The 13589-nt window shown below is 64.4% G+C and carries 14 protein-coding genes; all 14 read right to left on the bottom strand.

Annotation, left to right across the window (positions count from 1 at the left end):
• The coding region (locus tag B4L36_RS12000; protein WP_292957481.1) for a ribonuclease J at positions 1 to 1172 on the bottom strand (1172 nt) is incomplete at its 3' end.
• Positions 1165 to 1944, bottom strand: coding sequence for a type III pantothenate kinase (locus tag B4L36_RS11995; RefSeq protein WP_292957477.1), 780 nt, complete (start codon positions 1942 to 1944; stop codon positions 1165 to 1167). The genes B4L36_RS11995 and B4L36_RS12000, both read right to left, overlap by 8 nt.
• 3 nt (positions 1945 to 1947) lie before the next feature.
• Positions 1948 to 2718, bottom strand: coding sequence for a biotin--[acetyl-CoA-carboxylase] ligase (locus tag B4L36_RS11990; RefSeq protein ID WP_292957474.1), 771 nt, complete (start codon positions 2716 to 2718; stop codon positions 1948 to 1950).
• Complete coding sequence (nuoN, locus tag B4L36_RS11985) at positions 2711 to 4243, bottom strand: NADH-quinone oxidoreductase subunit NuoN (RefSeq protein WP_292957471.1); 1533 nt, start codon at positions 4241 to 4243, stop codon at positions 2711 to 2713. The genes B4L36_RS11990 and nuoN overlap by 8 nt, the downstream gene beginning before the upstream one ends.
• 10 nt (positions 4244 to 4253) lie before the next feature.
• Positions 4254 to 5822: an NADH-quinone oxidoreductase subunit M gene (locus B4L36_RS11980; protein ID WP_292957468.1), complete on the bottom strand. Its 1569-nt coding sequence runs from the start codon at positions 5820 to 5822 to the stop codon at positions 4254 to 4256.
• A gap of 1 nt (position 5823) precedes the next feature.
• Complete coding sequence (gene nuoL / locus B4L36_RS11975) at positions 5824 to 8001, bottom strand: NADH-quinone oxidoreductase subunit L (RefSeq protein ID WP_292957465.1); 2178 nt, start codon at positions 7999 to 8001, stop codon at positions 5824 to 5826.
• A 6-nt stretch (positions 8002 to 8007) separates the two neighbouring features.
• Positions 8008 to 8313, bottom strand: a complete 306-nt coding sequence (nuoK, locus tag B4L36_RS11970; protein ID WP_292957463.1) for an NADH-quinone oxidoreductase subunit NuoK — start codon at positions 8311 to 8313, stop codon at positions 8008 to 8010.
• A 74-nt stretch (positions 8314 to 8387) separates the two neighbouring features.
• Positions 8388 to 8990, bottom strand: a complete 603-nt coding sequence (locus tag B4L36_RS11965; RefSeq protein WP_292957460.1) for an NADH-quinone oxidoreductase subunit J — start codon at positions 8988 to 8990, stop codon at positions 8388 to 8390.
• Positions 8987 to 9400, bottom strand: coding sequence for a carboxymuconolactone decarboxylase family protein (locus B4L36_RS11960; protein ID WP_292957457.1), 414 nt, complete (start codon positions 9398 to 9400; stop codon positions 8987 to 8989). Before B4L36_RS11960 ends, B4L36_RS11965 begins: the two co-directional genes overlap by 4 nt.
• Positions 9397 to 9888: an NADH-quinone oxidoreductase subunit NuoI gene (nuoI, locus tag B4L36_RS11955; protein WP_292957454.1), complete on the bottom strand. Its 492-nt coding sequence runs from the start codon at positions 9886 to 9888 to the stop codon at positions 9397 to 9399. The genes B4L36_RS11960 and nuoI overlap by 4 nt, the downstream gene beginning before the upstream one ends.
• A complete protein-coding gene (locus tag B4L36_RS11950) occupies positions 9888 to 10073 on the bottom strand; it encodes a hypothetical protein (protein ID WP_292957451.1) in 186 nt (61 codons plus the stop codon). Before B4L36_RS11950 ends, nuoI begins: the two co-directional genes overlap by 1 nt.
• Positions 10074 to 10078: 5 nt before the next feature.
• Positions 10079 to 11110 carry an NADH-quinone oxidoreductase subunit NuoH gene (gene nuoH, locus B4L36_RS11945; RefSeq protein ID WP_292957448.1) on the bottom strand — a complete coding sequence of 344 codons (1032 nt, stop codon included), beginning with the start codon at positions 11108 to 11110 and terminating at the stop codon, positions 10079 to 10081.
• Positions 11111 to 11127: 17 nt separating this feature from the next.
• Positions 11128 to 11889 (bottom strand): hypothetical protein, encoded by a 762-nt coding sequence (locus B4L36_RS11940; protein WP_292957445.1) that lies wholly within the window; start codon positions 11887 to 11889, stop codon positions 11128 to 11130.
• Positions 11890 to 11893: 4 nt separating this feature from the next.
• Positions 11894 to 13589 (bottom strand): molybdopterin-dependent oxidoreductase (locus B4L36_RS11935; RefSeq protein ID WP_292957442.1); only part of this gene is annotated, 1696 nt, incomplete at its 5' end.

The raw sequence follows: 13589 nt of genomic DNA, 5'->3' as shown, positions 1-13589 counted from the left end.
GGAATCACGATCTCGGGCTTCAGCAGATCGTGCAGCGCCTCGATATCGGGGCGGTTGGCGTGGCCCGAGACATGGAACAGCCCGTCATCGGCGTCATAGACATTGACGCCCGACTCGCTGAGCGCGTTCATGATCCGGCCGACGGCGCGTTCATTGCCCGGAATGGTCTTTGAACTGAACAGGAAGCTGTCACCGTCTTTCAGCGACAGGCCCAGATAGCGGCCGCGCGACAATTGCGCGCTGGCGGCGCGGCGTTCGCCCTGTGAACCGGTAACGATCAGCATCACCTTGTCGCGCGACAGGTTCGCGGCCTCGTCGGGGCCGATCGTATCGGGAAAATCGGTCAGGACGCCGGTTTCCAGTCCGACCGAAACCATTCGCCGCATCGCCCGACCCAGCAGGCAGACCTTTCGCCCCGACGCGATCGCGGCCTCGGACAGGGTCTTGAGCCGCGCGATGTTGCTGGCAAATGTCGTGGCCACCACCATGTTCTTCTGCGCCATCACCCATTCCAGGATCGGGTTGGCCAGCAGCGCCTCGGACCGGCCGGGATGGGTCGAGAAGACATTGGTCGAATCGCAGGTCAGAACCTTGATCCCCTGCCCCTCGCTGGCGACGTCATGCCACAGGATCGGATCGAAGGAATCGCCCACGACCGGTGTGCCGTCCAGCTTGAAGTCGCCGGTATGCACGATCCGTCCCGCCGGCGTGTCGATAATCAGCGCCGCGCTTTCGGGGATCGAATGGCTGACCGGCACGAATTGCACGGTGAAGGGACCGACCTGCGTGACTTCGGGACGGGGGCCGGTGATGTTCACGGCCTCGCCCGGCAGTCCCTGCTCTTCCAGTTTCAGGCGGCACAGCGTGCCGGTGAACTGGCGGGCGTAGATCGGCACGTCCAGACGCGACCAAAGATGGCCCAGGGCACCGATGTGATCCTCGTGGCCGTGGGTGACGAAGATCGCCTCCAGCCGGTCGCGGTTCTGTTCGAGCCAGGTCAGATCGGGCATGATCAGGTCGATGCCGGGACTGCTGTCCATATCGCCGAAGGTCACCCCGAGATCGACAAGGATCAACCGTTCCTTGCCCGGCGCACCATAGCCGTAGACATAGGCGTTCATGCCGATTTCGCCGGCGCCGCCCAGCGGCAGATAGATCAGACGTTCAGCCATGGCCCGCCTCCTTGTTGTAATCGTGAATGAGACGCAGACCGTGCATCGTCAGATCGTCCTCGATCGCGTCGAAGAGGTCAAACCCCTGATCGAACAGCGGCGCAAGCCCCCCCGTCGCGATAACCTTCATCGGACGGTCGCGTTCCGCCCGTATCTGGCCGACGATCCCCTGCACCAGACCGATATAGCCCCAGAAGACACCCGACTGAATACAGGCGACGGTATTCGTGCCGATCACCTTCGCCGGCATGGTGACATCGACATGCGGCAGCGCGGCGGCGGCCATGTGCAGAGCCTCCAGCGACAGGTTCACGCCGGGTGCGATGACACCGCCGATATAGGCGCCGTCCACATCGACCACGTCGAAGGTCGTCGCGGTGCCGAAATCGACCACGATCAGGTCGGGGCCGTGGCGGTCGAACCCGGCAACGGTGTTGACCAGGCGGTCGGGGCCGACCGTCGTGCCGACATCGACGCGGGGCTGAACCGGCAGCAGGCAGTCGGGCTTGCCCACGACCAGCGGCCTCGTATCGAAATAGCGATTGCACAGGACGCGCAGATTGAAGACCACGCGCGGCGCGGTCGCGCTGATGATGCAGGCGTCGATTTCCAGCCTGAATTTCTGCACCTCGATCAGCGTGGACAGCCAGACGAAATACTCGTCCGCCGTGCGCCGGTGATCGGTCGCGATGCGCCAATGTGCCAGAAACCTGCCGCCATCCCAGATCGAGAAGACCGTGTTCGTATTGCCGGTGTCGATGCACAGAAGCATGGCTTACGCCCCGCCGAAATAGATGTCGGCGGCGGGAATCGCCTTGCGTCCACGCGGTGTCGAGAGGATCAGCGCGCCGGTCTCGTCGATGCCCTCGAAAACGCCGGTCGTTTCGGTCCCGCCTGTGCGGGCGGTGATCGTCTCGCCCAGCCGCGCGGCGCGGGCCAGCCAGGCGGCGCGGATCGGCCCGAAGCCGTGATCGCGCATCTGCCGCTGCCGATGGTCGAAGGCGATTGCCAGCGCGTCCAGCAATTCGTCCGGGGTGACGGCAAGGCCGGTCTCGCCCTTCAGGCTGACGGGCCGGATGGACTGGTCGGCCGCAATCTCGGGGGCGCAGGCCAGATTGACGCCGATGCCGATGGCCAGCGCGGTCACCTGACGCCCCGAGCCGGCGCTTTCCAGCAGGATCCCCGACAATTTGCCGCCGTTCAGCAGCAGGTCATTGGGCCATTTCAGTGCAAGGTTCAGTTGCGGCCCGCAGAGCGTCATCAGCGCATCATGCACCGCCAGGGCCGCGACAAAGGACAGTCGCGCGGCGTCCGCGGGCCCGCCCTGGGGCCGGATCAGCAGGGTTGCCGCGAAATTTCCCGGAGGGTCGGTCCAGGCCCTGCCCCGCCTGCCGCGCCCGGCCTCTTGCCGACGCGCCATGATCCAGGCCGGACCGGCGATCCGGTCCGCAAGCCGCATCGCTTCGGCATTGGTGCTGTCAACGCGGTCCAGAACATGCCGGGCCACGTCCCTTGGCCATGCGGAGGGAATGATGACGTCAGTCACCCGCAGGCTCGGTTGGTGTCGGATCGGCCGGCCCTTCGCCGGACACGACCGGCCCCCCCTCGCCGACGCCGGGATCGGTCACCTCGGTCCCGACCAGCGATTGCGCGGCGGTGGCGGCAGCATTGTCCACGCCCAGCATCGTCACCGCGCCCAGCAGCAGCATTGCGGCAGGCACGACCAGCGCCGTGAACTGCACCAGCCCCATGCGGCTTTCCACGCCCTCGTTTTCGGCCCCGAAGAACATGTAATAGACGATGCGCAGGTAATAGAACGCCCCGATCACCGAGGCGACGACGCCCGCGACGGCCAGCCAACTCATCCCCGATTGCACCGCCGCCGACAGAACTCCGTATTTGGCGAAGAAACCCAGAAACGGCGGCACGCCGGCAAGGCTGAACATCAGGAACAGCACCGCGAAGGCCTTGAGCGGCTCGGTCGCGGCGAAACGGTTCAGGCTGTCCAGCATCACGACCGGACGGCCCTCGCGCTCCATCGACAGGATGAAGGCGAAGGTGCCCACGTTCATCACCGCATAGATCGCCATGTAGATCAGCATCGCCTGCACGCCATAGGCGGTTCCGGCCGCCAGCCCGACCAGCGCAAAGCCCATATGCGCGATCGAGGAATAGGCCATCAGCCGCTTGATGTTGCGCTGTCCGATCCCGGCGATCGAACCCAGGAACATCGACATCACCGCCAGCGCGGCGATGATCTGGCCCCAATCGCCGGGGACGTTGCCGAAGGCGCCGAACATCAGCCGGGCGATCAGCGCCATGGCGGCGATCTTGGGCGCGGTGGCGAAGAAGGCCGTCACCGGCGTCGGCGCGCCCTCGTAGACATCGGGCGTCCACATGTGGAACGGCACCGCCGAGACCTTGAACGCCAGGCCGACCAGCAGGAAGACCAGGCCGAACAGCAGGCCCAGCGACATCTGGCCCGCGCCGATCGTGGCGAAGATGCCGTCGAAATTGGTGGTCCCCGAGAAACCGTAGACCAGCGAGGCACCATAGAGCAGCATCCCGGAACTGAGCGCGCCCAGAACGAAATATTTCAGCCCCGCCTCCGAGGACTTGGCGCTTTCGCGGCGCATCGCGGCCACGACATAGAGCGACAGCGATTGCAGCTCCAGCCCCATATACAGCGACAGCAGGTCCCCGGCCGAGACCATCACCATCATGCCCGTCGCGGCCAGCACGATCAGGATCGGGTATTCGAACCGCATCAGCCCGTGCCGACCCATGTAATCGACGCTCATCGCCAGGACAGCGGCGGCCGAGACCAGCAATGTGACCTTGGCGAAGCGGGCGAAGGCATCGTCGCGGAACATGCCGAAGAAGGCGGTGCCGTCCGGCCGGTTCGAGAAGCCGATGAAGAAGCCCGCGATCAGCAGGGCCGCGACACTGGCCCAGAGTATCGCCTTGGCCAGATCGTCCTTGCCGAACCATGCGCCGGCCATCAGCGCGGCCATCGCATAGATCGCCAGCAAAAGCTCGGGCAGGATGGTCGAGATATCAAGCGCGGTCATCTTGCGTCCCTCACTGGCTGGCTTCGGCCGGTTCCGCCTGCGCGGTCACGGCCAGCCCGTCGCGCGGCTCTTGCGGCAGGGCATCGTTGTAGCTGACCAGCAGCGCCTCGACGGCGGGGCCGGTGATGTCCGTGACCAGCCGCGGATAGACACCCAGAAGCAGTGTCATGGCGACAAGCGGCGCGAAGATCCAGCGCTCGCGCGGGGTCATGTCGCCGATGGTCTTCAGACTTTCCTTGATCAGCGCGCCCAGCGTGACGCGGCGATACAGCCACAACGCATAGGCCGCCGACAGGATCACCCCGGTCGTGGCCACGAAGGCGACCCAGGTATTGGCCTTGAACGCGCCCATCAGGGTCAGGAATTCGCCCACGAAGCCCGAGGTGCCCGGCAGGCCGACATTGGCCAGGGTGAAGAACATGAAGATCAGCGCATATTTCGGCATCCGGTTCACCAGACCGCCATAGGCGTCGATCTCGCGCGTGTGCATCCGGTCGTAGATCACGCCCACGCACAGGAACAGCGCGCCCGAGATGAAGCCGTGCGACAGCATCTGGAAGATCGCGCCATCCAGCCCCTGCTGGTTGGCCGCGAAGGTGCCGATGGTGACATAGCCCATATGGGCGACCGAGGAATAGGCGATCAGCTTCTTCATGTCGGTCTGCGCCAGCGCCACCAGCGAGGTATAGACGATGGCAATGGCCGACAGCCAGAAGACCAGAGGCTGCAGCATCTGCGACGCCACCGGAAACATCGGCAGCGAAAAGCGCAAGAACCCGTAGCCGCCCATCTTCAGCAGCACGGCGGCCAGAACCACGGAACCGGCGGTGGGCGCCTGAACATGCGCGTCGGGCAGCCAGGTATGGACCGGCCACATCGGCAGCTTGACCGCGAAACTGGCGAAGAAGGCCAGAAACAGCAGCGTCTGCATCCCGCCGACCACGGTAAAGCCCAGCACGCGCGTGGTCTGCGAGGGAAAGTCGAATTGCAGCAGTTGCGCGATGTCGGTGGTGCCGGCGGTGCGGATCATCGCGATCATCGCGACCAGCATCAGCACCGAGCCCAGGAAGGTATAGAGAAAGAACTTGAAGGCCGCATAGATGCGGTTCGCGCCGCCCCAGATGCCGATGATCAGGAACATCGGGATCAGCCCGGCCTCGAAGAACAGGTAGAACAGGATCAGATCCAGCGCCGTGAAGACGCCGATCATCAATCCCTCCAGCACCAGGAAGGCGATCATGTATTCCTTGACGCGGGTCTCGACCTCCCAGGTGGACAGGATCGTCAGCGGCATCAGGAAGGTGGTCAGCAGCACGAACAGGATCGAGATGCCGTCGACACCCATCTTGTAGCGCAGGCCCATGATCCAGGCGTGATCCTCGACGAACTGGAAGCCGGTATCGCCGGAATCGAATCCCGCCAGCAGGAACAGCGAGATCAGGAAGGTCGCAGAGGTGGCGATCAGCGCCAGCCATTTCGCGTTCTTCCGCGAGGCGGGGTCGTCGCCGCGCAGGAACAGGGCCAGGATCGCTGCCGCGACGATGGGCAGGAAGGTGATGATCGAAAGAAGGTTCGTCATGTCAGTATGCGCCCCGCATCATCACCCAGATCAGCAAGCCCACGATGCCCAGAACCATCGCGAAGGCGTAATGGAACAGATAGCCGGACTGAACCCGGCCCGCGAAACGGGTCAGCCGGGGAATGATTCCCATGGCCACCCCGTTGATGGCGCCGTCGATAACGGCTCCGTCCCCGCCCGTCCACAGGGCACGCCCCAGCCATCTGGCCGGACGCACGAAGACGAAGTCGTAGATCTCGTCGAAATACCACTTGTTGAGCAGGAAACGATACAGCGCGGGCTGTTGTGCGGCCAGCCGGGCGGGCGCCTCGGGATAGCGGATATAGAACAGCCAAGCGACCAGCAGCCCGCCCAACATGGCGATGAAGGGCGACAGCTTGACCCAGGCCGGGACGTGATGCGCCTCGTCCAGAACCTCGTTGTCGGGCCGCATGTAGATCGCGCCGCCGACGGGGGGCGGGAAATCGGTCGCTGCCGCCTGGTCGCCGCCCTCGGCGGCGCCGGGTGCCGCCTGTTCACCCTCGGGCGCGGCCTGCGCCGGCTGGGCCGGGGCCGCGGCCCCGGTTGCCGCGCCTTCGGTCGTGGCCTGGGCAGAATTCTCCCCGGCCGGAGCCTCGGCGCCGGCTTCGCCCTCGGCGCTGGCCGAAGCCTCGCTGCCGGCGATGTTGAAATAGCGCGAGACTTCTTCGCGGGGGCCGAAGAAGGGCTCGTAGAAGACCATGCCGGCAAAGATCGCGCCCACGGACAAGGCGACCAGAGGCACGGTCATGACGCGCGGACTTTCATGGGCGTGTTCATGCGTGTGCCGGTCTCCGCGCGGCGTGCCCCAGAAGGTCATGAACATCAGCCGCCAGGAATAGAAGCTGGTGAAGGCGGCGGCGATGACCAGCAGCCAGAAGGCATAGGTGTTGCCCGCCCAGGCGCTTTCGATCACCGCGTCCTTCGACAGGAAGCCCGCGAATCCGATATCGGTCAGCGGTATCCCGACGCCGGTGATCGCCAGGGTGCCGATCAGCATGGTCCAGAAGGTCAGCGGGATTTTCTGTCGCAGGCCGCCATAATTCCGCATGTCCTGTTCGTGATGCATCGCGTGGATGACCGAACCCGCGCCCAGAAACAGCAGCGCCTTGAAGAAGGCGTGGGTCAGAAGGTGGAACATCGCGACCGAATAGACGCCGACGCCGGCGGCCACGAACATGTAGCCCAGCTGCGAACAGGTCGAATAGGCGATCACGCGCTTGATGTCGTTCTGCACCAGACCCACGGTCGCCGCGAAGAAGGCCGTCGTCGCGCCGATCACGGTGATGAACAGCTTGGCGTCGGGCGCGAATTCGTAAAGCGGCGACATCCGGGCAACAAGAAAGACACCCGCGGTGACCATGGTCGCGGCATGGATCAGCGCCGAAACCGGGGTCGGGCCCTCCATCGCGTCGGGCAGCCAGGTATGCAGGAAAAGCTGCGCCGACTTGCCCATCGCACCGATGAACAGCAGCACCGCCAGAACCTCGGCCGAATTCCAGTCGCCCCAGAGAAATTGCATCTGCGTCTGCGCCAGTTCGGGAACCTGCCCGAAGATGGCGTCGAACTGGACCGAGCCGGTCATCCAGAACAGCCCGAAGATGCCCAGCAGAAAGCCGAAATCCCCGACCCGGTTCACGATGAACGCCTTCATGGCGGCTGCGCCCGCGGATTGCTTCTTGTAGTAGAAACCGATCAGCAGATACGAGGCGACGCCCACGCCCTCCCATCCGAAGAACATCTGAAGCAGGTTGTCGGCCGTCACCAGCATCAGCATGGCGAAGGTGAAAAAGCTCAGATAGGCGAAGAAGCGCGCCTTGTAATGTTCGTCATGGGCGAAGTTGTCGTCATGGGCCATGTAGCCCATCGAATACAGGTGGACCAGCGCCGAGACGGTCGTCACCACGATCAGCATGATCGCGGTCAGCCGGTCCAGCCGGATCGCCCATTCGCTGACGAAATCGCCCGAGACGATCCAGTCCAGCACCGGCACGAGCTGCGTCTCGCCGCCGAAGGTCAGGAAGATGATCCAGGCCAGGAAGCAGGCCAGAAACAGGATCCCCGTGGTCACGTATTGGGCGGCCTGTTCCCCGATCACGCGCCAGCCGAAACCTGCGACGATCGCGGCCAGCAGCGGGGCAAAGAGAATGAATTGCGTCATGGTCCCTTACCCCTTCATCACGTTGACGTCTTCGACCGCGATGGTGCCGCGGTTGCGGAAGAACACCACCAGGATCGCCAGCCCGATCGCGGCCTCGGCGGCGGCGACGGTCAGGATGAACAGGGTAAAGACCTGCCCGACCAGATCGCCCAGATGGGCCGAGAAGGCGACGAAGTTGATGTTGACCGCCAGCAGCATCAGCTCGATCGACATCAGGATGACGATGACGTTCTTCCGGTTCACGAAGATGCCGAACACCCCGGCGACGAACAGAATCGCCCCTACGACAAGGTAATGTGTCAAACCGATCATCTTTTCCGTCCCTCCGGGTCGCTCACCCGTTGAAAATATTCCCTTGCCGCGATCCGGGCGGCCGTTCCGGTCGGCTACAGCCCCTGTCCCGGCTTCACGTCCCGCAATTCCATCGCCTTGGCGGGATCGCGATACATCTGCGTCAGGACATCCTGACGCTTGATGTCCCGGCGATGCCGCATGGTCAGGGTGATCGCCCCGATCATCGCCACCAGCAGGATCAGCCCCGCAAGCTGGAACGGCAGCATGTAGCGGTCATAGAGGACGATCCCGATCAGGTTCGTGTTCTGCGCCCCGGCGTCGATCGGCACGACCCGCATCGCCTCGGCCTGGTCCGAGGATTGCCAGGCCCCGAAAGCGATTCCCAGCTGCGCCAGCAGCACGACTGCGATCAGCCCGGCCAGCGGCAGATAGCGTGCGAATTCGCCCTTCAGCTCGGCGAAATCGACGTCCAGCATCATCACCACGAACAAGAACAGCACCGCAACCGCGCCGACATAGACGATGACCAGCAGCATGGCGACGAATTCGGCGCCTTGCAGGACGAACAGCCCGGCCGCAGAGAGAAAGGCCAGGATCAGCCACAGAACCGAATGGACCGGGTTGCGCGCCAGCACGACCATGAATCCCGAGACGCAGACGCTGATGGCGAAGAGATAGAAGGAAAAGATCATCATTCGGATTCGCGCTCCTCGGGTTTGGTAAACACGCCCTGGGCGATCTCAAGCGCCTTCTGCATTGCCGGGATGCCCGCGAACATGCCCATCTGATAGATCACCTCGGCGATCTCGCGCGGGGTGGCGCCCGCCTCGACGGCATGGCGGATGGTCAGGCGCAATTGCGGCTCGGCCTGGGCGCCCTGCACGGTCAGCGCGGCGATGGTGACCAGCAGACGGGTTCTGGCATCCAGCCCGTCGCGGTTGAAGGTCTTGCCGAACCACATTTCCAGCATGTCCGACGGCATGGTCGGGATCAGCTTCTCGAATGCCTTGGTATCGACATGTTCCAGCGCCGGATTGAAGACCCGCGCCATTTCATGACCGGACTGGATCATCTGCTGGAACATCTTCTGGAAAGCGTCGGTCATCTGTAGGGCGCGTCGATGGCGAGGTTGCGGGCGATCTCGGCTTCCCAGCGGTCGCCGTTGGCAAGCAGTTTCTGCTTGTCATAGAACAGTTCCTCGCGGGATTCGGTGGCGAATTCGAAATTCGGTCCCTCGACGATGGCATCGACCGGACAGGCCTCCTGGCAGAACCCGCAATAGATGCACTTGGTCATGTCGATGTCATAGCGCGTGGTCCGGCGCGATCCGTCGGCGCGCGGTTCCGCGTCGATGGTGATCGCCTGGGCCGGGCAGATCGCCTCGCACAGCTTGCAGGCGATGCAGCGTTCTTCGCCGTTGGGATAGCGGCGCAGCACGTGTTCCCCGCGAAAACGCGGGCTCAGCGGCCCCTTTTCGTGCGGATAGTTCAGCGTCGCCTTGGGGGCGAAGAAGTATTTCAGGCCGAGGCCGAACCCCTTGATGAAATCCATCATCAGGAAATACTTGGTGGCGCGGGCGATATCGAAAGCCATCAGAAATGCTCCCCTTGCTTGGGCGCGGAAAAGCGGTCGAAGGCCGCCACATAGTCGCGGATACGCGCGCCGTCACGGGCGTTTTCGGCGCTGTCCAGATTATTGGCCAGAAAATGCGCGAATTCGATCTTGTCCTGCTCCGAGGCGCTGGCCAGCGATTCCGCGATCCTGTTCGAATAGGCCATGTCGATCACATCCCCGCCCAGCGGGCCCAGAACGATCCGAAGACCTGGAATTTCGCCAGGAAGGCGACGATCACGACCCAGCCCAGCGACATCGGAAGGAACACCTTCCAGCCGATGCGCATCAACTGGTCATAGCGATAGCGCGGCACGATCGCCTTCACCATGGCAAACATGAAGAACCAGAAGACCATCTTCAGGAACATCCACAGCGCCCCGTCGGGGATGCCGGGAATGGGCGACAGCCAGCCGCCGAAGAACAGCAGCGCAATCAGCGCGCACATCAGCCACATCGCGATGTATTCGCCGGCCATGAACAGCAGATAGGGGGTCGAGGAATATTCGACCATGAAGCCCGCCACCAATTCGGATTCGGCCTCGGGCAGATCGAAGGGCGGGCGGTTGGTTTCCGCCAGGCAACTGACGAAGAACAGGACCAGCATCGGCAGATGCGGCAGCCAGTACCAGGACAGAAGCCCCATCCCGCGCTGCGCCTCGACGATATCGGTCAGGTTCATCGAACCGGTCGAGATGATGACGCCGATGATGATCAGGCCAAGGCTGACCTCGTAGGAAATCATCTGCGCGGCCGAGCGCAGCGAACCCAGGAACGGATATTTCGAGTTCGAGGCCCAGCCGCCCATGATGACGCCGTAAACCTCGAGCGAGGAGATGGCCAGGATGAACAGGATGCCCACATTGATGTCGGCCATCACCCAGCCGGGCGCGAAGGGAATCGCCACGAAGGCGGTCAGCGCCAGCATCATCGACAGGAACGGCGCCAGGAAGAAGACGAACTTGTCGGCGCCGGCCGGTATCACCACTTCCTTGACGACATATTTCAAGGCGTCGGCGAAGGTTTGCAGAAGGCCCCAGGGTCCGACCACGTTCGGGCCGCGCCGCATCTGCACCGCTGCCCAGATCTTGCGGTCGCCATAGACCATGTAGACCAGCGACAGCATCACGAAGACGATCAGCGCCAGACCCTGCGCCAGCAGGATGATGGCGATGCCCAGCGATGAAGACCAAAATCCGTCCATGACGCCCGTCCTTCTGCTTACGCCGCGGGAATGCCGCGTGCCTTGCATTCGCGCAAGGTCTCATTCGTTTCCATCACCCGCAGGCCCAGCGGCTTGCTGTCCGAGATCGTGAAGGCGGCCCCGATCAGCAACTTGCCATCGCGCGTGTCCTGCAGCGTGCGGATGTGACGGCCATAACGGGCGCCATTCGCCTTTGCCCAGCCTGCCAGCGCGCAGGTGGCATACGAAAAGGCGATATCGGCGTCCACCCCCTGGCGCAGATTCGCCGTCACTTCGACCAGATCGGACCGTTTGCCGTCACCCAGAGGCTTCACCCGCGCGCCCAGAAAATCCTTGTCCGAAATTTCGCTGCCTTCCTTGCGGTCCGGAAGCGCGGGTCGGGTCCGCCGGGCAAAGGCGGCGATGGCCCTTTGCTGCGCGGTCGGGCCTTTCGGCCTTGTCGCGCCTGCGCCGGCCGGATCCGGCCGCGGCTTGTCGTCCAGCGCCGCCAGATCGGCATCGCTGACGGCAAAGGCGCTGCGCCCCGCCGCCGAATCCAGATCCATGCTGGTGACGCTGCCATCGGGTTCGAGGATCAGGATCTGCCCCGATTTGGTCGAGATCCGGGCCGTCGTCAGCGCGGCCCTGTCGCCCGCCGCGCCGGGCGCCGCGATCGTTGCGCTCAGCGATGCGGGCTTGGCGGGCGGACGCGCCTCGGTCTTCGCGCCGCACCCCGTCAGCGCCGCCAGCCCCGCAAGGGCTGCAGCGCGGACAAGCGGCTGGCGAAGGGCTGGCCGCATGGGGTTACTCTGCCGCCATCGCCGGCGCCTGCCGCGCCGCGGCCATCCGCGACAATTCCGCCATCAGCGGAGAGGAACGCGCGATCGGATTGGTCAGGTAGAAATCCCTGATCGGATAGACGAAGGCCGCGCTGTCCAGATCGGCCCTCGGCACGGCCTGCCATTCATTCGCCGGCACCTGGTCGATCCGGGCCAGATGCGGCACCGCCCGGATCAGCGCGCGGCGCAGTTGCGCCAGGCTGTCCCACGGCAATTGCTGGCCCAGTTCCGCCGACAGGGCGCGCAGGATCGCCCAGTTCTCTTTCGCCTCGCCGGGTGCGAAATTGGCCCGCATGGCAAGCTGCGGCCGGCCCTCGGTATTCACGAAAAGGCCGTTTTCCTCGGTATAGCAGGCCCCCGGCAGGATGATATCGGCGCGATGCGCGCCCCGGTCGCCATGGCTGCCCTGATAGATGACGAAGGCGCCATCCGCGATCTCGACCTCGTCGGCACCCAGATTATAGACCACCTCGGCGCCCTCCAGCGCCGCCGGCAGACCGCCCTCGGTCACCGCGCCCACATCCATCGCGCCCACCCGTCCGGCGGCGGTGTGCAGGATCAGCAGGCCGCTTTTCGATGCCTCGGCCGCCGCCATGGCAGCGGCCAGCACGGCCGCGCCGTCATCGCCCAGCAACGCCCCCTGCCCGACGATGACCAGGGACGGATGATCGATCACGTCGCTGTGATCGCGGTCGACGATAGCCTGCAAGGCGGCACGATCGGTCCCGGCGTGGTGATAGGGATAGGTCAGGTCCACCGCCGCGCCCACGACGCCGATCCGAGCGCCTTGCGACCACGCCTTGCGAATGCGTGCGTTCAGCACCGGCGCCTCGACTGCCGGATTCGACCCGACGAGCAATATGTATTTCGCGTGGTCGATATCCTCGATCCGCGCGGTGCCGACATAGGCGCTGCGATTGCCGGCGGGCAGCCGGGCGCCGTCGGTGCGGCATTCGACATGGCCGTCCAGGCCCTCGATCAGCGTCTTCAGGCTGAAGGCCGCCTCGACCGGTGCCAGGTCGCCGACCAGCCCGGCCAGTTTCTTGCCCTGCATGGCGCGCGCGGCCGCGGTCAGGGCCTCGGGCCAGGTCGCGGGCCGCAGCTTGCCGTTCTCGCGGATATAGGGCTTGTCCAGCCGCTGCCGGCGCAGCCCGTCCCAGACAAAGCGGGTCTTGTCGGAAATCCATTCCTCGTTCACGCCGTCATGGTTGCGCGGCAGGATGCGCATCACCTCGCGGCCCTTCGTATCCACCCGGATGCTGCTGCACATCGCATCCATCACGTCGATGGACTCGGTCTTGGTCAGTTCCCAGGGCCGCGCGGTAAAGGCATAGGGTTTGGAAACCAGCGCACCCACCGGGCACAGGTCGATGATGTTGCCCTGAAGGTTCGAATCCAGCGTTTCGCCCAGATAGGCGGTGATTTCCGCGTCCTCGCCCCGGCCGATCTGGCCCATCTGGGTGATGCCCGCAACTTCGGTCGTGAAGCGCACGCAACGGGTGCAGGAAATGCAGCGCGTCATATGCGTCTCGACCAGTGGGCCGAGGTCCAGATCCTCGGTCGCGCGCTTGGGCTCGCGGTAGCGGGAGAAATCCACGCCATAGGCCATCGCCTGATCCTGAAGGTCGCATTCGCCCCCCTGATCGCAAATCGGGCAATCG

Origin of the sequence: Paracoccus sp. UBA889 (assembly GCA_002294185.1) — a bacterium.
Lineage (GTDB): Bacteria > Pseudomonadota > Alphaproteobacteria > Rhodobacterales > Rhodobacteraceae > Paracoccus.
This window is presented reverse-complemented; position numbering and strand designations above follow the sequence as displayed.

Bases quoted from the DNA above. Each gene is read 5' to 3' on its own strand.
- nuoN (WP_292957471.1), bottom strand. From the start codon at position 4,243: ATGACCGCGCTTGATATCTCGACCATCCTGCCCGAGCTTTTGCTGGCG.
- nuoL (WP_292957465.1), bottom strand. From the start codon at position 8,001: ATGACGCAATTCATTCTCTTTGCCCCGCTGCTGGCCGCGATCGTCGCA.
- B4L36_RS11980 (WP_292957468.1), bottom strand. From the start codon at position 5,822: ATGACGAACCTTCTTTCGATCATCACCTTCCTGCCCATCGTCGCGGCA.
- B4L36_RS11960 (WP_292957457.1), bottom strand. From the start codon at position 9,400: ATGACCGACGCTTTCCAGAAGATGTTCCAGCAGATGATCCAGTCCGGT.
- B4L36_RS11995 (WP_292957477.1), bottom strand. From the start codon at position 1,944: ATGCTTCTGTGCATCGACACCGGCAATACGAACACGGTCTTCTCGATC.
- B4L36_RS11965 (WP_292957460.1), bottom strand. From the start codon at position 8,990: ATGATGATCTTTTCCTTCTATCTCTTCGCCATCAGCGTCTGCGTCTCG.
- nuoK (WP_292957463.1), bottom strand. From the start codon at position 8,313: ATGATCGGTTTGACACATTACCTTGTCGTAGGGGCGATTCTGTTCGTC.
- nuoI (WP_292957454.1), bottom strand. From the start codon at position 9,888: ATGGCTTTCGATATCGCCCGCGCCACCAAGTATTTCCTGATGATGGAT.
- B4L36_RS11950 (WP_292957451.1), bottom strand. From the start codon at position 10,073: ATGGCCTATTCGAACAGGATCGCGGAATCGCTGGCCAGCGCCTCGGAG.
- B4L36_RS11940 (WP_292957445.1), bottom strand. From the start codon at position 11,889: ATGCGGCCAGCCCTTCGCCAGCCGCTTGTCCGCGCTGCAGCCCTTGCG.
- nuoH (WP_292957448.1), bottom strand. From the start codon at position 11,110: ATGGACGGATTTTGGTCTTCATCGCTGGGCATCGCCATCATCCTGCTG.